This is a genomic window from Salinicola sp. CR57, from assembly GCF_003206585.1.
GTDB lineage: Bacteria > Pseudomonadota > Gammaproteobacteria > Pseudomonadales > Halomonadaceae > Salinicola > Salinicola lusitanus.
Genome location: NZ_PZJL01000012.1, coordinates 122,961 through 144,441, shown reverse-complemented (window position 1 = coordinate 144,441; position 21,481 = coordinate 122,961). Strand labels below are relative to the sequence as shown.

Genomic DNA, 21,481 nt, shown 5'->3' with positions numbered 1-21,481 from the left:
CGCCACGGCCTGCTATCATCCCTCAACGCAAATTCGTCGCTCGAAAGGCCCATGTCGCACTTCACACCGCTCGCCCCGCCGCTGCCGACCGGCAAGCGCGAAACCACCTATTGCCAACTGCCCCAGGGAAGCGCGGCCGCGCTGGCCCTGGCGCGGATCGCCGATGATGCGCCGCTGCTGGTCGTCACCCCCGACACCGCCAGCGCGCAGCGTCTCGAGAGTGACCTGCGCTTCTATGCCTCGGTCCCGGTCATGCCGTTCCCCGACTGGGAAACGCTGCCCTACGACAGCTTCTCGCCGCACCAGGACATCGTCTCCGCACGACTTCGCACGCTGCGCGAGCTCCAGGAGGGCACGCAAGGGATCGTGCTGGTCTCGGTCAATACCCTGATGCAGAGGCTGCCGCCACGCGACTACGTGGCAGGCCGAGTGTTGACGCTGGCGACCGGAGAGCGGCTCGACCGGGAAAGCTTCCGCGAGCGCCTCTCCCGGGCCGGCTACCGGGCCGTGGAGACGGTCTACGAACCCGGCGAATACGCCATGCGCGGCTCGCTGATCGACCTGTTCCCAATGGGCGTCGACGCGCCGCTGCGCATCGATCTGTTCGACGATGAAATCGACACCCTTCGTCGCTTCGATCCCGATACCCAGCGCACCCGGGACAGGATCGAGCGTATCGATCTGCTGCCAGCGCACGAATACTCGCTTTCGCGCTCGGCCATCGCCTGTTTCCGCGAGGGCTTCGAGACGCTGTTCGATGTCGACCCGCGCCAGTGCCCGCTCTACGTCGATGCGATCAAGGGCATTCCCTCGCCGGGACTCGAACAGTACCTGCCACTGTTCTTCGAGGAGACGGCCACCCTTTTCGAGCATCTCGCGGACCAGACTCGGGTCGCGCTGCTACCCGACGTCTTCGATGCCGCCGAGCACCACTGGCGCTCGATCGAGGGTCGTTTCGACAACCTCGGCGTCGATCCCACCCGCCCGCTGCTGCCGCCGGCAAAAGCCTTCGTGCCCGCCGCCGAAGTATTCGCGGCGATCAAGCAGCACCCGCGGCTCGAGTTCGTGACCGACCCGGAAGCGCCTCATGTCGCCGCCAGCGCGACGCAATCACCGCCGGCGGTCGCGATCAACGCCCGGGCCCAGCGCCCGCTGGCAACACTGGAAGCGTTCCTCGACTCGCATCGCGATCTGCGCGTCCTGTTCGTCGCCGAGTCCCGCGGCCGACGCGAGGCGCTGGACGAAGCCCTGGCCCCGTTGCATCGCGATATTCCGCATATCGAGAACTGGCAAGATTTTCTCGAAGCCGGCCAGCCCCTGGCGATCACCGAAGGCGCACTGGGAGAAGGGCTGTGGCTGGGCGATCCCGCCATCGCGATCATCACCGAGACCGAGCTCTACGGTGAAGTCGTGCGCCAGACCCGGCGCCGCGCCAAGGCCACCGACGACAACGAACTGGCCGTTCGCCATCTCTCCGAATTGCGCCCAGGGTCGCCGGTGGTCCATCAGCACCATGGCGTGGGCCGCTACCAGGGGCTGGAGATGCTCATCGCGGGTGGCCAGGCAGCAGAATTCCTGGCCCTGGAGTACGCCGGCGGCGCCAAGCTCTACGTGCCGGTCGACAACCTGCAGTTGATCTCCCGCTACGCCGGTGCCAGCGACGAACTTGCCCCGCTGCACAAGCTGGGGTCGGATAGCTGGGACAAGGCCAAGCGCAAGGCGGCCGAGAAAGTTCGCGACACCGCCGCCGAGCTGCTCGACATCTACGCCCGGCGGGAAGCCAGGGAGGGGTTTGCCAGCGACGCGCCCGGCGACGAGTACCTCCGGTTCGCGGCCAGCTTCCCGTTCGAGGAAACGCCCGACCAGCACGCGGCCATCGAGGCCGTGATCGGGGACATGACCGCCCCTCGCCCGATGGATCGCGTCGTCTGCGGCGACGTCGGCTTCGGCAAGACCGAAGTCGCCATGCGCGCCGCCTTCCTGGCCGTCAATTCGGGTCGCCAGGTGGTGGTGCTGGTACCGACCACCCTGCTCGCCCAGCAGCACTACGACAACTTCCGCGATCGCTTCGCCGACACCGCGGTACAGATCGAGATGCTCTCGCGCTTCACCGGCGGCAAAGGGGAAAGCGACGCTTTGGAGCGCATCGGAGAGGGACGTGCCGATATCGTCATCGGCACCCACAAACTGCTCTCCCGGTCGGTCAAGTTCTCCAACCTGGGGCTGATGATCATCGACGAGGAGCACCGTTTCGGAGTCGCGCAGAAGGAGCGCCTCAAGCAGATGCGCGCCGAAGTGGACATCCTCACCCTGACGGCCACGCCCATCCCACGCACGCTCAACATGGCCATGAACGGGATACGGGACCTGTCGATCATCGCCACGCCGCCGGCGCGACGCCTTTCGGTCAAGACCTTCGTGCAGCAGCGCAACGAGCCGGTGGTCAAGGAAGCGATCCTCCGGGAAGTGCTGCGCGGCGGCCAGGTCTACTTCCTGCACAACGAAGTCAAGACGATCGAATCCAGCGCCGAGAAGATCCGTGAACTGGTACCGGAGGCACGGGTCGGCGTGGCCCACGGCCAACTCCCGGAGCGGGCGCTGGAGCGGGTCATGTCGGATTTCTACCACAAGCGCTTCAACGTGCTGGTCTGCTCGACCATCATCGAGACCGGCATCGACGTGCCCAGCGCCAACACCATCATCATCGAACGGGCCGACAAGTTCGGACTGGCCCAGCTGCACCAGTTGCGCGGCCGCGTCGGTCGAAGCCACCACCAGGCCTACGCCTACCTGCTGACGCCGCCACCCAAGGCGATGACCAAGGACGCGATCAAGCGACTCGAGGCCATCACCCAGAGCGACGACCTCGGGGCCGGCTTCACCCTCGCCAGCCACGACATGGAGATCCGTGGCGCCGGCGAGCTGCTCGGCGACGAACAGAGCGGTCAGATGGAAACCGTCGGCTACAGCCTCTACATGCAGATGCTGGATCGCGCGGTCAAGGCCATCCGAGCCGGCAAGACGCCCAACATCGAAGCGCCGCTAGACGACGGCACCGAAATCAGCCTCAACCTGCCGGCCCTGATTCCCGACGACTATCTGCCGGACATTCAGCAGCGCCTGATCATGTACAAGCGGATCAGCAGCGCGGCCGACGAGGCGGCACTCAAGGAACTCCAGGTAGAGATGATCGACCGCTTCGGGCTGCTGCCGGCGCCGCTCAAGACCTTGTTCCGCCAGACCGGGCTGCGTCAGCGGGCGGAACGACTCGGGATCGCCAAGCTGGAAGCCGGCGCCGAGCGCGGACGCGTGACCTTCGGCCCGGACCCGCGGGTCGACCCGATGACACTGGTCGAGCTGATTCAGCGCCACCCCGCCGAGTACAAGCTCGACGGTGCCGATACCCTGCGCTTCTACGGTGACATGGAGAAGGAGGAGGATCGCTTTCAGCGTATCGACCAGCTGCTGGAGACGTTCAACCGCAAGGCAAAGGCGGCATGAACCGTCGGGGGCCGGCGCTCAGACGGCCCCGCCGATCGCCGTGCCGACGATGCTCGGGACCACCGGGAACAGCGCGGCGGAGCGGCCGGTCAGGTTATCGTCCGCACAGGGCTTCGTCGGTCGATAGCAGTGCGCCGCGTAGCTGATCAGCAACAGCAAGCAGACCGCGACGACGACACCGAGAGTCCAGCGCTGCGTGAATCGAACACGGCCCCGTCCCTTGTCGTTGTGGTCGGATTCAGCCTAGCCGCCCCTCACCGGAAGACGAGGCGGTTCAGCCCGCTTCCGGCCCGCGGGTCAATCGGATTCGGGTAATCTCCGACGGCGCGCCAAACCGCATCGGCGGCCCCCAGTAGCCAGTACCCCGACTGGTGTAGACCCACATCCGCCCCTGCTTCCCCAGCCCAGCCAGGAACCGGTTGGCTCGGCGTGCCAGCAAGTTCCAGGGCCACATCTGGCCACCGTGGGTGTGCCCGGAGAGCTGGAGATCGAATCCGGCCTCCGCTGCCTCGGGCGCGGAGTTGGGCTGGTGGGCGAGCAGCAGCCTGGTGGCACCCTCCGGAATCCCTTTCGCAGCGGCCAGAGGGTCGCTGCGATGCGCCGCAACGTAGTAGCCCCCCGTCAGATCGGTGATGCCGGCCACCGCCAGCACGCTGCCGTCGTGTTCGAGGCACTCGAACTCATTGACCAGCACTCGCAGGCCCAGGCGGCGAAGCGCAGCCACCCATGCTTCGGCTTCACTGTAATATTCATGGTTACCGGTGACGCAGAAGGTGCCGTACCGGGAGCTCAGATCGGCCAGCGGCGCGACCTCCCCTTCCAGCTCGGCGACACGGCCATCGGTCAGATCCCCGGTGATCGCGACCATGTCCGGCGTCAGGGCATTGCAACGCTCGACGATACGCCGGAGGTGGCCTCGCTTGATCGTCGGACCGACGTGGAGATCGCTCAGTTGCAGGATGACGAACCCCGCCAGCCCCGGGGGGAGCTCGGACACGGCAACGGACACCTCGACGACGCGAGGCACCCGCCGCGCCTGCCAGACGGCGTAAGCCGACAGCAGCACGGTCGCCGCCAGCACGCCCCAGGCAGTGAGGAAGATCGCGGTGTTCGACGGCGCGGCGACAAGCCACCATCCCGCCAGCAGCAAGTCACGGGCGAGCGTGAGCTGGAGCAGGAACGAAAAGATGCCGGTCATCAAGGCGATAGGCCATGCCACCCAGCGCCCGTTGAGCCAGGTCACCCGGATCACCTGGGGGATCGCCAGCGCGCTGCAGAGCAGGTAACCGGCCACGATGATGCTGACCCAGGTGCCCGCCGACAGTCCCGGCAGTAGACGCCAGCCGACGTAACCGTGGAGGATCAGCAGGATCAGTCGCAGACGCAGGAACGATCGATGATGTCGCAAGTGCGGCATTCCTTGCATTGAGTGCGAAAAGGTCCGACGTATCGGAATTCGAAAGGTCGATGGGGTACCGCAGCGGCCATCGAATCAGGGTCGCGAAGCGTCCGGAACGGTGTCTCAAAATAGCGTCGAGTGGCGTTGGCCGCAACGCCGGGGGTTGCGCTATTCTTGACCGCGGCGACGCCCGGTGTCGCCGTTATTTCACCTGCCCGGAGCCGATGTCCGCATGAGCCAAGCCACTGGCCTCTCGCGTCTGCCACTACGCAACGCCGCCTTCATTGCCAGCCTATGCCTGCTGGCCGTTTCCCTGCTCGGCCTCACCTCATCCTCCCACTGGTGGTGGGGCGTTGCGATCTTCGGCGGGCTGTCATGGCTCGGGTTTCACGATACTCGCCAGAAGCGTCGTACCATCAGCCGCAACTATCCGATCCTGGCCCACTGCCGCTATATCCTCGAGTCGATCGGCCCCGAGATCCGGCAGTACTTCATCCAGTCCGATCTCGATGAGCGCCCGTTCTCCCGCGAACAGCGCGCCGTGGTCTATCAGCGGGCCAAGAACGAAAGCGACAAGAAGCCTTTCGGCTCCCTGATCGACATGTATGCGCCAGGACACGAATGGATCAACCACTCGCTTCGACCGACCCACATCGAGGACAGCGACTTCCGGGTCCAGGTCGGCGGCAGCCTCTGCAGCCGGCCCTATGCCGCCAGTGTGTTCAACGTCTCGGCGATGAGTTTCGGCTCCCTCTCCGGCAATGCCATCGAAGCGCTCAACGCCGGTGCCCGCAAGGGCGGGTTCTATCATGATACCGGCGAGGGCTCCATCTCCCGCTACCACCGGATTCACGGCGGGGATCTGGTCTGGGAGATCGGTTCCGGCTACTTCGGTTGCCGCCACGACGACGGAAGCTTCAACGAGGAGCGGTTCGCCGCCAACGCGCGCGACGAGCAGGTCAAGATGATCGAGATCAAGCTGTCTCAAGGCGCCAAGCCGGGCCACGGCGGCATCCTGCCGGCGGCCAAGGTCACCGCCGAGATCGCCGAGGCTCGCGAGGTACCCGTGGGCGAGGACGTGGTTTCGCCGGCCGGCCACAGCGCCTTCTCCACGCCGCTGGAGCTGATGGCGTTCATCGGCCGGTTGCGTGAACTCTCCGGTGGCAAACCGGTCGGTTTCAAGCTCGCCATCGGTCATCCCTGGGAGTGGTTCGCGATGGTCAAGGCGATGCGGGAGACCGGTCAGCGCCCCGACTTCATCGTCGTCGACGGTGGCGAGGGCGGCACCGGTGCCGCGCCGCTGGAGTTCATCAACCGTCTCGGCGTGCCGCTGACCGAAGCCCTGATGCTGGTCCACAACAGCCTAGTCGGCGCCGGACTGCGCGAGGAGATAAAGATCGGTGCCGCCGGCAAGATCACCTCGGGATTCGATATCGCCCGGACCCTGGCGCTGGGTGCCGACTGGTGCAACGCGGCGCGCGGCTTCATGTTCTCGCTGGGCTGTATCCAGGCGCTCAACTGCCACTCCGACAAGTGCCCCAGCGGCGTGGCGACCCAGGACCCGAAACGCAGCCGCCATCTGGACGTCGCCGACAAATCCGAGCGGGTCTACAACTTCCACCGCAACACGCTCGAGGGCCTGGCCGAAATGCTGGCCGCGGCCGGGCTGCAGCACCCCGCGGAACTGGGACCGGAGCACATCATCCGGCGCGTCTCCGCCGACGAGATCCAGTCTTACGACAAGCTGTTCACTTTCCTGAGGCCGGACGAGCTGCTAGACGGCAACAGCCGGCACGTCGTCTTCCAGAACTACTGGGAGGAAGCGCGCTCGGACTCCTTCCTGCCCCCCGCCCAGATCGCCGAACTGCGACTGACCAAACTGCGCTGACACCTCGGACCCGACGGACGGCAGGCTACCGGCCGTCGTCCCGTTCGGCACCGCCTTCAGGCCCTGTCGCTTCCGCGTCCACAGGATCGACCCCCGCGCTGGGAGCGGCCCAGCGCCGGGCGCCGGTGAACAGCGTCTCGACCAGCACCGGTGTCGATATCTGGCGCACACAGGTATCGAGCGTCGCTCGCCAGCGATCCGCCTCGGCGATCGAGAGCGGATGTCCTTGCTCGAGCACGACATGCACGGTGACGTACAGCAGCCGGCCCGGCCGGACCATCCGGATGTAGATAGCCTCGGTGGGAAGCGATGCCAGTGCCGACGTCAGCGCAGCGCGGACAGGTTCGGCGATGGCGGGCTGCGGCGAACGGTTCAGCAGTTCCAGGATCGCACGCCTGGCAACGCGGATGGGAACCCCCAGACAGAGCAGCACGACGGCGATCACCAGCCACGAGTCGACATAGGGCACGATGGCGTACCAGCCGAGGGCCTGGGCCAAGGGAATCAGGCAGAACGCCAGCAGCACCGCAGCCGAGATCAGCGCATTGACCCGCCAGTTTTCGATATCGGCCTCGAGCAAGGGGCTGCTGACATGCCGGCTGATTCGTTTCAGCGCGAATGCCGTCGCCACGCAGGACGCGGTGGCCACGCCCGCGTAGACGATCGAGATGCCGGCCGCGATCGCGTTGCCGCCGGTCAGCAACGCCGTGACGGCATTGAACAGGGCCAGTGCCGAGACGCCCAGCATCAGCAGGCCCTTGCAGGCGTTGACCATCGACTCGAAGTAGCCGTAACCGAACGGATAGGTATCGTCGTCGGGGGAGAGGGCCAGACGCCCTACCCGTAGCGTGAAAAGACCGACCACGGCGTAGATCGCGTTGAATAGCCCATCGAGCAGAATCGCCTGGGAACCGGACAGCACCGAGACCGTCAGCGCCAGGACGCCGATGAACGCGGCCACGGCCGTCGAGAGGCGAAGCGCACCGCTTTCGGTGACTGACCGGCCTGTCGCCATTGCACACCCTCCCCCGAATACGCTCTGGATATCATTGGGTCACCACGCCGCCGGACGACGCAGCAGCCTTCACGATCTGTATAATGCGCCGTCAATGAAACGCCACACTATCGACTCAGGAGCCGCCAGCTCGATGGCCAACTACGCTTGGGTAATCTCCATGATCGCGATGACCGTCGCGTTCCCCACCTTCTTCCTCTTCAGCGCCACACGACGGCGCAGCCTGCTGGTGATCGCGCTGGTCTCCGTGGTGACCGCCGTCGTCACGGCGCTGATTGCAGGGCTGACCCAGTAGTATCGGGCGCGTCATTCGGCATAATCGGGTGCCGAACGCGCGAGCCGCCGGCGTACGCTCAACAGATGCAGCCTGGCGCTCTCCGAATCCTCCGCACGCATCTGAGCTGCGGTCCGGGCGGCGATCTCCGGCGGCACCGGCAGCACTTCCCTGCCGGATGCCATCGCCTTGAGCTGCACCTGTGCGGCGCGCTCCAGGAAGTAGAGATCGTCCCAGGCCTCGGCAATCGTCGGCGCGGTCACGATCACGCCGTGATGACGCAGAAAGGCCACATCGGCGTCCCCCATGGCGGCCGCGATCCGATCCCCTTCCGTATCGTCCAGTGCCAGGCCGTTGTAACACTCGTCGACACAGGTCCGGCCATAGAACTTCAGTGCGGTCTGCCCCGCCCACAACAGCGGTTCGCCCGCGATCATGGTCAGCGCGGTGGCGTTGGGCATGTGCGTGTGAAAAGCGGCCCGAGCGCCGGGCTTGTGTCGGTGCAGACGCGCGTGGATGTAGAACGCGGTCGCCTCAGGCACGCCATCACCGGCCAAGACCCGGCCGTGGAAGTCGCAGATGAGCAGACTCGAGGCGGTAATCTCCTCGAAAGCCCAGCCATAGGGATTGACCAGAAACAGATCGTCTCGCCCGGGCACCAGCGCCGAGAAGTGATTGCAGATGCCTTCCCCCATCCCCAGCGCCGCCGCCATCCGGAAACAGGCCGCGAGATCTCTCCGCGCTTCCCGAATCGCCTCGCTGTCGAGCGTCTCGGTCACGCCGCCGACCGAAGCGGCAGCCGTTAACTGCTGAGCCATTGCCTAGACTCCTGTGGTGGTTTGCCGAGAAGCAGCAGGAAATAGCGTGAACATCGAGGGAACCCAGGGAGTGGCACTAGTGCACGGTGGCGGGTGCTTCCTCGGCAGCGTCTTCTTCATCGCCTTCCCAGAGATGGGTGCGGGTGATCGCATGGTCGAGCATTTCGCGCGCCACATCGAAGCGGCTGCGGCGCAGCAGTTCGACCGCTTCCTCGGAAAAACGGATCGAGACCAGCGGCTCGCCCGTCGCCTCCGCTGGACGCAGCACCACCTCGCCATCGGCGAGTTCGACGATTTCCAGAATCGCGGTATCGGACACGGCTAACCTCTCTTGTCGTGGCGGTGACGACACAAGTCAAAGATGAGACCAATAAAAAACGACCAGAGCCTGGGCCCCGGTCGTTGATGTCTCTTTCCAGCCTAACATGGCCAACCAGCGCCAGTCACCATTCAAGGCTGCCTTCACGCAGGTCCGGCAGCAGCGTCTTGAACTCGACCACGCACCAGCGCAGGGCATCCCCCAGCGCGGGTTCGCCGCCACTGGCGATCAATCCGACGCGAGTATCGCGACGGGCTGCGCCATCGTCGCCATGGAGCGCCGCCAGGCGTGACAGCAACAGCGAAAGCCAGCTCTCGGGGTCGCCGGCCAGCGCCCGCAGGCGCTCCAGTTCGGCGACGCTGAACGAAGTTGCCCCCAGCCAGGCGCGCCAGTCATCATGAGCCAGGTCGGTATGCTCGGTGACCTCACGCAGCAGCGCATTCAGCGCCAGCTCCAGTTGCCCCAGCGCGGCCTCCTCCAGCGCCATGCGACGTGCCATCGCCTGTTCGTCGTCGCCCGGCTCGATCGCCAGCAGCAGCTCGGCCTGATAGAGCAGCTGGTTGGTACGGGCCGGCGACGTCATTTGCGCTTGTCCTCCACCTGCCAGCGCCCGTCCTCATAGACCGCTCGCCAGCCGGTTGCCTTGCCGTCTTCGTCGGTCATCACGAACTGGCTCTTGGCCTTGCGCGAGAAGCGGATCTGCGCGGGCCGGCCATCCGGATCCTCGCTCGGCGCCTCGAGCAGGAAGTGATACTTCTCCGGCAGAGCATCGGCATGCGCCTTGAGCTCCTTGACCAGCGGCGGGCGTGTCTCCCGGTTCTTGGGAAACTGGCTGGCTGCAAGGAACAGGCCGCTGGCACCGTCACGCAGCACGTAGTGGTCGTCGACCTTCTGGCAGGCCAGTTCCGGCATCGGGATCGGGTCCATCTTGGGGGGCGCGACCTCGCCGCTTTTCAACAGCTTGCGAGTGTTGCCGCAAGCCTCGTTGGTGCAGGCGAAGTACTTGCCGAAACGCCCGCTCTTGAGCTGCATCTCGGAACCGCACTTGTCGCACTCGATCACCGGGCCGTCGTAACCCTTGATCCGGAAGCGACCCTGCTCGATCTCGTAGTAACCGTCATCGTCGTTGCTGATGTAGAGCTTGCGCCCCTCGTCGATGAGATAGCTGTCCATCGCCGTACCGGTGTTCGGATTACGCCGCTTGGCACGCAAGGCCTCCGTTTCGGCGGCCTCGTCCGCCTCGGCTGGCACCGCCTCCTCTCCCGGGATCAGGTCGATGGTGGTCTTGCAGCGCTCCTTGGGAGGCAGGTTGTAGCCGGAACACCCCAGGAACACGCCGGTCGACGCGATCCGAATCTGCATCGGTCGACCGCAGGTCGGGCAGGTGATATCGGTCTCGATCGGCTCGTTGGGCCGCATGCCCTCCTCGCCCTCGGCACGCTCCAGCTTGCGCTTGAAATCGGCGTAGAAAGCGTCGAGAAGCTGCTGCCACTGCTCGTGCCCCTCGGCAACCTCGTCAAGACGGTCTTCCATCCTCGCCGTGAATCCGTAGTCCAGCAGGTCGTTGAACGACTCCACCAGGCGATCGGTCACGATCTCGCCCAGCTTCTCGGCGTAGAAGCGTCGGTTGTCGAGCTTGGCGTAGCCCCTGTCCTGTATGGTCGAGATGATCGCGGCGTAGGTCGAAGGCCGCCCGATCCCACGTTTCTCGAGCTCCTTGACCAGGCTGGCCTCGGTATAGCGCGCGGGGGGCTTGGTGAAGTGCTGCTGCGGGTCGATCCGGTCGACCGTAAGGCTCGCGCCCTCGCCGATATCCGGCAACTGGGTCTGCTCGTCCTTCTTGGCGACCGGCTTCATCACCCGGGTATAGCCGTCGAACTTGAGCACGCGGCCACGGGCCTTGAGCTCGAAGCCCGAGGTCTCGATCGTGAGGGTGGTGGCGAGATACTCCGCCGGCACCATCTGACAAGCCACGAACTGGCGCCAGATCAGCTCGTAGAGCCGCTGGGCGTCGCGTTCGACGGGCAGGTCGTCGGCCCGCTGGCTGACATTGGAGGGACGAATCGCCTCGTGGGCCTCCTGGGCATTCTGCTTGCTCGAGTAGCGATTCGGCGCATCCGGCAGGTAACGCACGCCGAACGACGACTGGATGTAATCGCGCACACCGGCGACCGCATCCTGGGACAGGTTGGTCGAATCGGTACGCATGTAAGTGATGTAGCCGCCCTCGTAGAGCCGCTGGGCCAGCGTCATGGTCTTCTTGACCGAGAATCCGAGACGGCCACTCGCGGCCTGCTGCAGGGTCGAGGTGATGAACGGCGCGTTGGGCTTGGAACTGGTCGGCCGCGTTTCACGACTGGTGATTTCCAGGCTGTCCTGGCGCAGCGGGGCGATCCGCTCCAGAGTCTCCTGCTCGGAAGTCGGCCGGAACGCCTCACCGTTCTGACGCACGACCTCGAACCTTACGGGCTCGCCATCGGCGGTCACGGTATCCGCATGCACGTCCCAGAACTCTTCCGGCACGAACGCCCGGATATCGCGCTCCCGATCGACGATCAGACGCACCGCCACCGACTGGACACGCCCCGCCGAAAGCCCTCGAGCGACCTTGCTCCAGAGCAGCGGAGAGATCATGAAGCCGACCACGCGATCCAGGAAGCGCCGGCTCTGCTGGGCCTCGACCCGGGCGATATTGAGGGTGCCGGGCTGCTTGAAAGCCTCCTGGATGGCGTTCTTGGTGATCTCGTTGAAGACCACCCGCTTGTAGCGGGAGTCGTCGCCACCAATGGTCTCCTTCAGGTGCCAGGCGATCGCTTCCCCCTCGCGGTCCAGATCGGTCGCGAGATAGATGGTGTCGCTCTTGTCGGCGAGCTTCTTGAGCTCGTCGACCACCTTCTCCTTGCCCGGCAGGATCTCGTAGTTGGCCCGCCAGCCATGTTCGGGATCGATACCCATACGGCGGATCAACTGGTCCCACTGCTTCTGCTTCTTGTAGCTCGCCTTCTCGTCCGGCGACATCTTGCGTGTGATCGCCGCCTGCTTGGCGCGCTCCTTGGGATCGCTGGCCTGCTTGGAGGAACCACTGGTCGGCAGATCACGAATATGCCCGACGCTGGATTTCACCACGAAATCGTTGCCGAGATACTTGTTGATGGTCTTGGCCTTGGCCGGTGACTCGACGATAACCAGTGACTTGCCCATAGCGCTCCTGCTTCTTTATATATCGTGCGGCGATTTGATATCGTGCGGCGACCGATGACGTGCTCGACGGCCGCCTGGCTACCAGGGCCGGCCGGAAAATCCGCCTACCCTACCCTAGCCTTTCTCGAGGCGCCAGCCGTAGCTCGACTTTGGGCAGCAACGCCAGCACCATGTCAATGGCCTTTCATCATGGGGCTGACAGGATGAATTCCAAGCGGCGGATGAAGATTGCCCATGCGTTCTCTCAACCTTCCGTTGCTCTCCTGCCCTCTTCGGCACGGCACACTCGGGCAGAGGTCGTCATCACCCTGTCGCACAGCCGTGATGCGATGCCAGCGGCTGTCGTCGGAACGCGCGCCCTCTCGCGGCGGCACGACGTTCGTCGATGGTGCAGCACTGTCGACGATGGACCTGTCTATGATGAAATAGCGTATCGATGGGCGCCGGACAGGATGGCCCGCTTGTTGTAAAATAACCACATGCCATCGCCGCGTTTCGATTCCCGATTTCCCAGCGCGGCGAGACGATTTCACCCAGTTGCCAGGAGAATTTCCATGCTGCACGCGTTTCACGGCCCGATTCGCCGCACCAAGATCGTCGCCACCCTGGGACCCGCCACGGATCGCGAGGGAGTATTGGATGCGATCATCGAAGCCGGGGTCGACGTCGTTCGCTTGAACTTCTCCCACGGCAATCCCGAGGATCACCGGCGCCGTCTCAAGGCCGTGCGCGAAGCGGCGGATCGTCACGGCCGCGCCGTGGCGGCACTCGGCGACCTGCAGGGCCCCAAGATCCGGATCGCCCGTTTTGCCGCTGAGGGCGGCGTGAAACTGGAGAAGGGACAGTCCTTCATACTCGACGTCTCGCTGGATCGCAACGCCGGCGACAGCGAGCGCGTCGGCTGCGACTACGAGGAGCTGGCGGACGACGTCGAGACTGGCGACAAGCTGCTGCTCGATGACGGCCGACTGGTACTCGAGGTCGATCGCATCGACGGTCCCCGGATCCACACCAAGGTCATCGTTGGTGGCAAGCTGACCAACAACAAGGGCATCAACAAGCAAGGTGGCGGCTTGTCCGCGGCGGCCCTGACCGACAAGGACAAGGAAGACCTCAAGACCGCGATCGACATCGGTGTCGATTATCTCGCGGTCTCGTTCCCGCGCAGTGGCGCCGACATGCAGTACGCCCGCGAGCTGCTCGGCGAGGCCGGCCAGGAGATCGGCCTGGTCGCGAAAATCGAACGCGCCGAGGCGGTCGCCGACCCGGAAACCCTGGACGATATCATCCGCGCCTCAGAGGCCGTCATGGTTGCCCGCGGCGATCTTGGCGTCGAGATTGGCGACGCCCAGTTGATCGGGGTCCAGAAACGGATCATCGCGCGTGCCCGGACCCTCAACAAGGTGGTGATCACCGCCACCCAGATGATGGAGTCGATGATCGAGTCGCCCCTGCCGACCCGGGCTGAGGTCTTCGATGTCGCCAACGCGGTTCTCGACGGCACGGACGCGGTCATGCTGTCGGCGGAGACCGCCGCCGGCGACTATCCGGTGGAAACCATTCGCGCCATGAACCGGCTCTGCCTGGGGGCGGAGCGGGAACGCGCTGCACAGCAGTCTCAGCACCGCATCCACGAGGGTTTCACCCGCATCGACGAAACCCTGGCCCTGTCCGCCATGTACGCCGCCAACCACCTCTCCGGCGTGGTGGCGATCGCCTGCTTGACCGCCTCCGGCTACACGCCGCTGATCGCTTCGCGCATCCGCTCCGGACTGCCGATCGTGGCGCTGGCCGAGACGCCCATGGTTCAGCGTCGCATGGCCCTATACCGGGGTGTGGTGTCGCTGGTCTTCGACAGCTCGCGCTTCCCGTTGACCGAGATCAATGCCGGCGCGATCAAGGAGCTGGTGGATCGCGGGCTCGCCGACAAGGGCGATCACGTCATTCTGACCCGGGGCGATCACATGAACGCCCATGGCGGCACCAACACCATGAAGATCATCCAGGTCGAGGAGTAGGCCGCACGTCAACCGGCGCGCTGCCGATCCACGTAACCCGAAAACGCGGAGCCTGGGCTCCGCGTTTTTCGTCTTACCGTCAGTGACGCCGCAGCGCCCCCGGGGCCCCTACTCGATCTCGACCAGGACCTCACCAGGCGTCACCCGATCCCCCTTGGCCACGTGAACGGCCTTGACCGTGCCGCCGACTCTCGCCTGGACCTCGGTCTCCATCTTCATCGCCTCGGTGATCAGCACGGCCTGCCCCTCCTTGACGCTATCCCCCTCGGCAACCAGCACGTCGACGATATTCCCCGGCATCGACGTGGTGACGTGCCCCGGAGAGCTGGCCTTGGCCCGCCCACCGCTCTTGCCTTCCTGGACGAACTCGTCCTTGGCCTCGAACACGACCTCTTCAGGCATGCCATCCAGCGTCAGATAGACCCGGCGCTTGCGACCACTGTCGCTACCGACGCCGGTGATCTGCACCTCGTAGGACTCGCCATGGACGTCGATGACGAACTCGGTCGGCACGCCCTCGGACACCGGCCGGCCGCCCCCGGAAGCCTCGGCCGCCGGAATCGGTTCGGGCACCAGGGTGCCGTCGCGCCGCCCCTGCAGGTACTCCCGGCCGAGATCGGGGAACATGGCGAAGGTCAGCACGTCCTCCTCGCTGTTGGCGAGATCGCCGATCTCCTGCTCGAGCCTGGCCATCTCGGGCTTGATGTGGTCGGCGGGCCGGCCCTCGTCGACCGACTCGTTGCCGATCGCCTTGCGACGAACATCTGCATTCACTTCCGCGGGCGGCTGACCGTAGCCGCCCAGCAGGTACCGCTTCACTTCATTGGTGATCGACTTGTAACGCTCGCCGGTCAGCACGTTCATGGCGGCCTGGGTACCGACGATCTGCGAGGTCGGCGTCACCAGCGGCGGATAACCCAGATCGGCACGGACCTTGGGGATCTCGTCGAATACGTCCTGGATCCGCCCCAGGGCGTTCTGCTCCTTCATCTGATTGGCGAGATTCGACATCATCCCGCCCGGCACCTGCCAGATCTGGACACTGACGTCCTCGCGGGTGTACTCGCTCTCGAAAGCCGCGTATTTTTTGCGAACCTCACGGAAGTAGTCGCCGATCTCCTTCAACGCCACCAGGTCCAGGCCGGTGTCGTAGGGCGTGTCCTGGAACGCCGCCACCATCGCCTCGGTCGACGGATGGCTGGTGCCACCGGCAAAGGCGGAGATGCAGGTATCGATATGCCGACACCCCGCCTCGATCGCCTTCATCTGGCTCAGGGACGCCAGCCCGGACGTAGCGTGGGCGTGGAGATGGACCGGAATGTCTACCGCTTCGACCAGCGCCTCCACCAGCTCGCCGGTCGCGTACGGCGTCAGCAGGCCCGCCATGTCCTTGATCGCGATGGAGTCGGCTCCCATGTCGACGAGTCGCTTGGCCTGCTCGACGTACATGTCACGGGTATGCACCGGGCTGACCGTATAGCAGATCGTCCCTTGGGCATGCTTGCCGCTGGCCTTGACGGCCTTCATGGCGGTCTCGAGATTGCGCAGGTCGTTCAACGCATCGAAGACCCGGAAGATGTCGATTCCGTTGTCGGCCGAGCGCGCAACGAACCGTTCGACGACATCGTCCGCGTAGTGACGATAGCCAAGCAGGTTCTGGCCACGCAGCAGCATCTGCAGCGGCGTGTCGGGCAGCGCCTCGCGGAGCGACTGCAGGCGTTCCCACGGATCCTCCTTGAGGAATCGTACGCAGGCGTCGAAGGTGGCACCGCCCCACACCTCCAGGGAGTGGAACCCGATCGCGTCGAGCTTGGCGCAGATCGGCAGCATGTCCTCGGTGCGCATGCGCGTGGCAAGCAGCGATTGATGCCCGTCCCGCAGAACGACATCGCTGATCTTGACGGATGACGGCTCGGCTTCGTTCATTCTTGTCTCCTGATTCTGGTCCCGATCGGTTCGTCGTGTTACGAGTTGGCCCCGCTCAGAGCCCGGCATAGGCTGCAATGGCCGCCGATATCGCCAGGGCGATCTCCTCCGGATTGCGCTTGACGGAGTAGTTGAGCAATTCCGGGTGCGCGGGAACGAACCCGGTATCGAACTGGGCAGCGCGGAACGCAGGGTGGCGAAGGATTTCCTGGTAGTACGGCGCAGTGGTCTTTACCCCCTGGAGGCGCATGTCGTTCAGCGCCCTGATGCCCCGGTTGAGCGTCTCCTCCCAGGTCATTCCCCAGACGATCAGCTTGAGGCACATCGAGTCGAAGTACGGCGGGATGGTGTAACCGGTATAGATCGCGGTATCGGTGCGGACGCCGGGGCCGCCGGGTGCGTAGTAGCGCGTGATGCGGCCGAAGCTGGGCAGGAAGTCGTTCTTGGGGTCCTCGGCGTTGATACGGAACTGGATCGCGTAGCCTTGGTGACGAATGTCCTCCTGGCGGTAAGCCAGCCTCTCCCCCGCAGCGATGCGCAACTGCTCGCGAACGATGTCGACCCCAGTGATCGCCTCGGTGATGGTGTGCTCGACCTGGACCCGGGTATTCATCTCCATGAAGTAGACTTCGTTGTCCTTGACCAGGAACTCCACGGTACCGGCGTTCTCGTAGTTCACCGCACTGGCGGCGCGGACCGCCATCTTGCCGACGTAGCTGCGTTGCTCCGGAGTCAACTGGGGACTGGGAGCGATCTCGATCAGCTTCTGGTTGCGGCGCTGGATCGAGCAGTCGCGCTCGAACAGATGGATGACGCCGCCATGGCCGTCCGCCAGCACCTGAACTTCGATGTGCAGCGGATCGACGACGCACTTCTCCATGAACACCTCGGCGCTGCCGAACGCCTTGGTCGCCTCGGAGATCACCCGGTCCCAGGCCTGGGTCAGCTGGTCGGGCGTATCGCAGCGACGAATACCCCGCCCACCGCCACCGGAGGTCGCCTTGAGCATGATCGGATACCCGATCTCCTCCGCCACCGTCAGCGCTTCCTCGCGGTTGGCGAGATTGCCTTCGGATCCCGGGGTAATGGGGACACCGGCTTCCCGCATGGCCGCTCGCGCCGCCGTCTTGTCGCCCATCTTGGCGATGACCTCGGCACTCGGGCCGACGAAAGCGATGCCGGCCTCGCTGCAGATCCGGGCGAACTCGGCACTCTCGGACAGAAACCCGTAGCCGGGGTGGATGGCGTCGCAGCCAGTTTCCCGAGCCAGATTGACGACGCGCCTCGGGTCCAGATAACCCGCCAGCGGCTCTTCTCCGACGAAATGCGCCTCGTCGGCCCCTTTGACGTGCAGCGAGAAACGGTCAGGCTCGGTATAGATCGCGACCGAACGGATGCCCATCTCGGCACAGGCCCGTACAATACGCACGGCGATCTCGCCACGGTTGGCAATCAGCAGCTTCTTGAACACCGTAAGCTCTCCCGGTAGGCGGATGAACGTTGGTTACCGTTTCCTCTACGCTAGCCACCCGGGACCCAATAGAAAAATTGATATTTTTTTGCCAACCTATAAGCTCTACCTTATACCTGACCGCGAGAGCGTAACGAATGTCGAGACCCAATCTGCTCAATCGCCTGACATTCCGTCAGCTCCAGGTCTTTCAGGCAGTCCACCGGCAGCAGTCCTATTCACGCGCGGCGGAGCAACTGGGTCTGACGCAGCCCGCCGTCAGCGCCCAGATCCGGCAGCTCGAGCAGGCCCTCACCCAGCCGCTGTTCAAGTATGCCGGCAAGACGCTTCACATCCTGCCGGCCGCCGATGCCCTGGCCGCCTCGGTGCAGTCGATCTTCGGTCAGGTCTCCAGCCTTCAGATGGAGCTGTCCGAACTGGCCGGCACCATTCGCGGCGAACTCAACCTGGCTGCTGTCTCGACCGCGCAATACGTGGTCCCGCACATTCTGGCCCGCTTTCGCGCCCGCTACCCCGAGGTTCAGATTCGATTGCGCGTCTGCAACAGGGGACAGGCACTCGAGCGGCTGGCGGAAAGGCGGGATGATCTCGTGATCATGGGCATGGTGCCGGACGACCCCAATCTCGTTTTCATGCCCATTCTGGACAACGAACTGATTCCCGTGGTGTGGCCGGGCCACCCGTTGGTGACCGCCGAGAAGGCCACCCTCGAGGATTTCGCGAGGCACTACCTGCTGATGAGAGAGCCGGGCTCGGGCGCCAGAACGGCTTTCGAGGATTTCGCGGCGCGGGAACGCATCTCACTCCCCCATGCCATCGAACTCGGCACCAACGAGGCCATCAAGCAGGGGGTCATGGCGCATCTCGGAGTCGCCGTACTACCGAGACTGGCGGTGCAACTGGAGCTCGCGTCGGGCCTACTGGCGAGTCCGGCGATACCGGGCTTCCCGCTGCGGCGCTCCTGGTGCACGGTCTACCCCAAGGATCGCTACCCGACACCGGTGACGGAGCTCTTCCTGCGTTTCGTGCGCGAGCTGCTGCCGGAGCTGAACGCCCATTTCCGGGCGCCCATGACGCCGATCGAGACGCCGACGCTACTGTGTCTCCCTGCCAACGATGGCTAGGATCGATCAGGCCTGAACCTGCACCTCGCGCAGATTGGCACGAACGCGCAGCACGTGCAGGTGAATCAGCTCCTCGGCCTGGGCGGCGAGCAACTTCATGCGCTGCATGCTGGTCTCTTCGAACGTACGCGGGAGCGTGTCGATCAGACAGAGGGTACCGATGCAGATGTCCGGCGCCACGAACAACGGATAGCCCGCATAGAAGCGTATGAAGGGCGCCCCAGTCACCAGCGGGTTGTCCGAAAACCTGGGATCTCGCAACGCATTGTTGATCACCATCGGCTGACCATCGGCCACGACGTGGCCACAGAAGGAGATCCGCCTCGGTGTCTCGCAAACACTCAACCCCTGACGTGACTTGAACCACTGCCGGTCTTCATCGATCAGCGTGATCAACGACATCGGCACGTCGAAAATCTGCGTCGCCAACTCCGTCAACCGGTCGAAGCCTTCATCCGCCTTGGAATCGAGCAGTTGCAGGTCTTGCAGGGCGCTCAAGCGCTCCTTCTCCCGCCCAGGCATGCTAGGTGCGATCATAGTTTAACTCTTCAGTACGGACACATCGTCGGGGCTTATGTGGATATCATCGTAGTCGCGTTCGATGAGATGGCCACGGCACGGCCGCGCTCATCGAGCCGATTGATTAGAAATCTTGGCTCGCGCGGGACGAACCACTACCGCAATACGCCTCTAATTCGAAGTCAGATGCATCGACACCCAAAAAAACGATCGCCGCCAACGCCAGCGCTGCGGAAACCGGGCACCAGACACGGCACGGGCCCACCGATGGAAGCGGTGGGCCCGGTCGATAATCGCTTAAGCGGAGACGTTATTTCACTTCGACCCCATGGGCCTGCTTGTCGGCATGATACGAGGAACGCACCAGCGGCCCGGACGCGACATGGGTGAATCCCATGCTTCTGCCCTGCTCGGCAAACCAGTCGAACGTCGTGGGATGCACCCAGCGATCGACGGGCAGATGGTTGCGGGACGGCTGCATGTACTGCCCGAGAGTCAACATGTCGACATCGTGGGCACGCAGGTCACGCATGACCTCTATGACCTGTTCGTCGGTCTCGCCCACCCCGAGCATCAGCCCTGACTTGGTCATGACTTCCGGGCGGCGCGCCTTGTAACCCTTCAACAGGTCCAGCGACCACTGGTAGTCCGCACCGGGCCTCACCTTGCGATACAGCGACGGCACCGTCTCCAGGTTGTGGTTGAAAACGTCGGGCGCCTCGCCTTCCAGAATGTCTAGCGCCACCTGCATCCGACCGCGAAAATCGGGTACCAGAACCTCGATCTCGATCTCCGGGCTGTCACGCCGGATTTCGCGAATGCAGTTGGCGAAGTGCTGCGCACCGCCGTCGCGCAGATCGTCCCGATCCACCGAGGTGACGACGACATAATTGAGCCGCATTTCGGCAATGGCTTCGGCCAGCTCGCGCGGCTCCTTCTCGTTGAGCGCATTGGGTCGGCCGTGCGCGACATCGCAGAACGGGCAACGCCGGGTGCAGATGTCACCCATGATCATGAACGTCGCCGTACCGCCGCTGAAGCACTCGCCCAGATTGGGACAGGATGCCTCTTCGCAGACGGTGTGCAGTCCATGCTTTCGCAGCGTCTGCTTGATATGCGTCACCTGCGGGGACACCGGCATTCTGACCCTCAGCCAATCCGGCTTCTTCGGCAGCGTTTCGGTCGGGATGACCTTGACGGGAATCCGCGACACCTTGTCGGCACCACGCAGTTTGACACCCCGCTCGGCGCGAGCAGGTTTCTTGGCCGCGGGCGTTTGTATCACTGTCGTCTCGGTCATAGGTCCCTTCCTGATAGGTCTTGGAACGCCGATAGCTACACGGTCGCTACCGGTTCAAAAGCTTGTGGCCACCGTGGTTTCGCTTCGAGCTCCGCTGCCAGCCGCTGCGCAAGGCAGTCGGCCAACCTGGTGGCTTCACGGTCAAACGAGATTGGCCCGGGTAGATGATCACGCAGTTGAGTCATCCTCAGGTCCGAATAGCCGCACGGATTGATGCGCGAAAATGGAGAAAGATCCATATCGACATTGAGAGCGACCCCATGAAAGCTGCACCCCCGCCGAATCCGTAGACCCAGCGAGGCAATCTTGTCGTCACCGACATAGACTCCCGGAGCATCCGGGCGCGCCCGCGCCGAAATGCCATGGCAGGCCAGCAGATCGACGACAGCGCCCTCGAGCAACGTCACCAGCTCGCGCACACCCAGTCCACGGCGACGGACGTCCAGCAGCGGATACAGCACGATCTGGCCCGGCCCATGATAGGTCACCTGCCCGCCTCGATCACTGGCCACCACCGGGATATCACCCGGCATCAGCAGATGCTCCGGCTTGCCCGCCCGTCCCTGCGTGAACACGGGTTCGTGTTCGACCAGCCATAGCTGATCCGGCTCCTGGCTATCGCGGCCATCGGTAAAGCGCGACATCGCCTGCCAGACCGGCAGGTAGGGTTGGCGCCCGAGGCGGTAGAGTGACAGCGCGGACATCGGC

The 21,481-nt window shown here is 64.4% G+C and carries 17 protein-coding genes; 5 read left to right on the top strand and 12 right to left on the bottom strand.

Going from position 1 to position 21,481, the window contains the following annotated elements:
- Positions 1-51 precede the first annotated feature (51 nt).
- A complete protein-coding gene (gene mfd, locus DOM56_RS17680; RefSeq protein WP_110710346.1) occupies positions 52-3,501 on the top strand; it encodes a transcription-repair coupling factor in 3,450 nt (1,149 codons plus the stop codon).
- A gap of 18 nt (positions 3,502-3,519) precedes the next feature.
- Here mfd and DOM56_RS19790 read toward each other — a convergent pair whose 3' ends face one another.
- Both DOM56_RS19790 and DOM56_RS17675 read right to left on the bottom strand, forming a co-directional pair.
- Positions 3,520-3,660: a hypothetical protein gene (locus DOM56_RS19790; protein WP_157958278.1), complete on the bottom strand. Its 141-nt coding sequence runs from the start codon at positions 3,658-3,660 to the stop codon at positions 3,520-3,522.
- Between the two features lie 115 nt (positions 3,661-3,775).
- A complete protein-coding gene (locus DOM56_RS17675; protein WP_198655832.1) occupies positions 3,776-4,909 on the bottom strand; it encodes a metallophosphoesterase in 1,134 nt (377 codons plus the stop codon).
- 223 nt (positions 4,910-5,132) lie between these two features.
- On the opposite strand from DOM56_RS17675, the gene DOM56_RS17670 reads away from it, so the two are divergent.
- The gene (locus DOM56_RS17670) at positions 5,133-6,788 is read left to right on the top strand and encodes an FMN-binding glutamate synthase family protein (protein ID WP_110710344.1); all 1,656 of its coding nucleotides are present in this window, start codon (positions 5,133-5,135) and stop codon (positions 6,786-6,788) included.
- Positions 6,789-6,813: 25 nt separating this feature from the next.
- Here the strand turns inward: DOM56_RS17670 and DOM56_RS17665 are convergent, their stop codons facing one another.
- Complete coding sequence (locus DOM56_RS17665; RefSeq protein ID WP_110710343.1) at positions 6,814-7,803, bottom strand: cation diffusion facilitator family transporter; 990 nt, start codon at positions 7,801-7,803, stop codon at positions 6,814-6,816.
- A gap of 133 nt (positions 7,804-7,936) precedes the next feature.
- Between DOM56_RS17665 and DOM56_RS19785 the strand changes: the two genes are divergently transcribed.
- Positions 7,937-8,098: a hypothetical protein gene (locus DOM56_RS19785; RefSeq protein ID WP_157958277.1), complete on the top strand. Its 162-nt coding sequence runs from the start codon at positions 7,937-7,939 to the stop codon at positions 8,096-8,098.
- 11 nt (positions 8,099-8,109) lie between these two features.
- Here the strand turns inward: DOM56_RS19785 and DOM56_RS17660 are convergent, their stop codons facing one another.
- The 4 genes from DOM56_RS17660 to topA all read right to left on the bottom strand — a co-directional run bounded on the left by DOM56_RS17660 (position 8,110) and on the right by topA (position 12,415).
- Entirely contained in the window at positions 8,110-8,895 is a 786-nt protein-coding gene (locus DOM56_RS17660; RefSeq protein WP_110710342.1) for an aldolase, read from the bottom strand.
- A gap of 76 nt (positions 8,896-8,971) precedes the next feature.
- Positions 8,972-9,214 carry a hypothetical protein gene (locus tag DOM56_RS17655; RefSeq protein ID WP_110600182.1) on the bottom strand — a complete coding sequence of 81 codons (243 nt, stop codon included), beginning with the start codon at positions 9,212-9,214 and terminating at the stop codon, positions 8,972-8,974.
- A 124-nt stretch (positions 9,215-9,338) separates the two neighbouring features.
- On the bottom strand, positions 9,339-9,797 hold the full coding sequence (locus tag DOM56_RS17650) for a DUF6586 family protein (protein WP_110710341.1): 459 nt from the start codon (positions 9,795-9,797) through the stop codon (positions 9,339-9,341).
- The gene (gene topA, locus DOM56_RS17645; RefSeq protein WP_110710340.1) at positions 9,794-12,415 is read right to left on the bottom strand and encodes a type I DNA topoisomerase; all 2,622 of its coding nucleotides are present in this window, start codon (positions 12,413-12,415) and stop codon (positions 9,794-9,796) included. Before topA ends, DOM56_RS17650 begins: the two co-directional genes overlap by 4 nt.
- 554 nt (positions 12,416-12,969) lie before the next feature.
- Here topA and pyk point away from each other — a divergent pair.
- Positions 12,970-14,433, top strand: a complete 1,464-nt coding sequence (gene pyk / locus DOM56_RS17640; protein WP_110710339.1) for a pyruvate kinase — start codon at positions 12,970-12,972, stop codon at positions 14,431-14,433.
- A gap of 108 nt (positions 14,434-14,541) precedes the next feature.
- On the opposite strand, the gene oadA is transcribed toward pyk, so the two are convergent.
- Positions 14,542-16,359: a sodium-extruding oxaloacetate decarboxylase subunit alpha gene (gene oadA / locus DOM56_RS17635; protein WP_110710338.1), complete on the bottom strand. Its 1,818-nt coding sequence runs from the start codon at positions 16,357-16,359 to the stop codon at positions 14,542-14,544.
- A gap of 55 nt (positions 16,360-16,414) precedes the next feature.
- A complete protein-coding gene (locus DOM56_RS17630; RefSeq protein WP_110710337.1) occupies positions 16,415-17,830 on the bottom strand; it encodes an acetyl-CoA carboxylase biotin carboxylase subunit in 1,416 nt (471 codons plus the stop codon).
- Positions 17,831-17,967: 137 nt separating this feature from the next.
- Between DOM56_RS17630 and DOM56_RS17625 the strand changes: the two genes are divergently transcribed.
- Positions 17,968-18,954 carry a LysR family transcriptional regulator gene (locus DOM56_RS17625; RefSeq protein WP_110710336.1) on the top strand — a complete coding sequence of 329 codons (987 nt, stop codon included), beginning with the start codon at positions 17,968-17,970 and terminating at the stop codon, positions 18,952-18,954.
- 6 nt (positions 18,955-18,960) lie between these two features.
- On the opposite strand, the gene DOM56_RS17620 is transcribed toward DOM56_RS17625, so the two are convergent.
- The 3 genes from DOM56_RS17620 to lipB form a co-directional block, all read right to left on the bottom strand.
- Positions 18,961-19,491, bottom strand: a complete 531-nt coding sequence (locus tag DOM56_RS17620) for a GAF domain-containing protein (protein ID WP_110710335.1) — start codon at positions 19,489-19,491, stop codon at positions 18,961-18,963.
- Between the two features lie 292 nt (positions 19,492-19,783).
- The gene (gene lipA, locus DOM56_RS17615) at positions 19,784-20,773 is read right to left on the bottom strand and encodes a lipoyl synthase (protein WP_110710334.1); all 990 of its coding nucleotides are present in this window, start codon (positions 20,771-20,773) and stop codon (positions 19,784-19,786) included.
- 35 nt (positions 20,774-20,808) lie between these two features.
- Positions 20,809-21,477: a lipoyl(octanoyl) transferase LipB gene (lipB, locus tag DOM56_RS17610; protein WP_110710380.1), complete on the bottom strand. Its 669-nt coding sequence runs from the start codon at positions 21,475-21,477 to the stop codon at positions 20,809-20,811.
- Between the last annotated feature and the right edge of the window lie 4 nt (positions 21,478-21,481).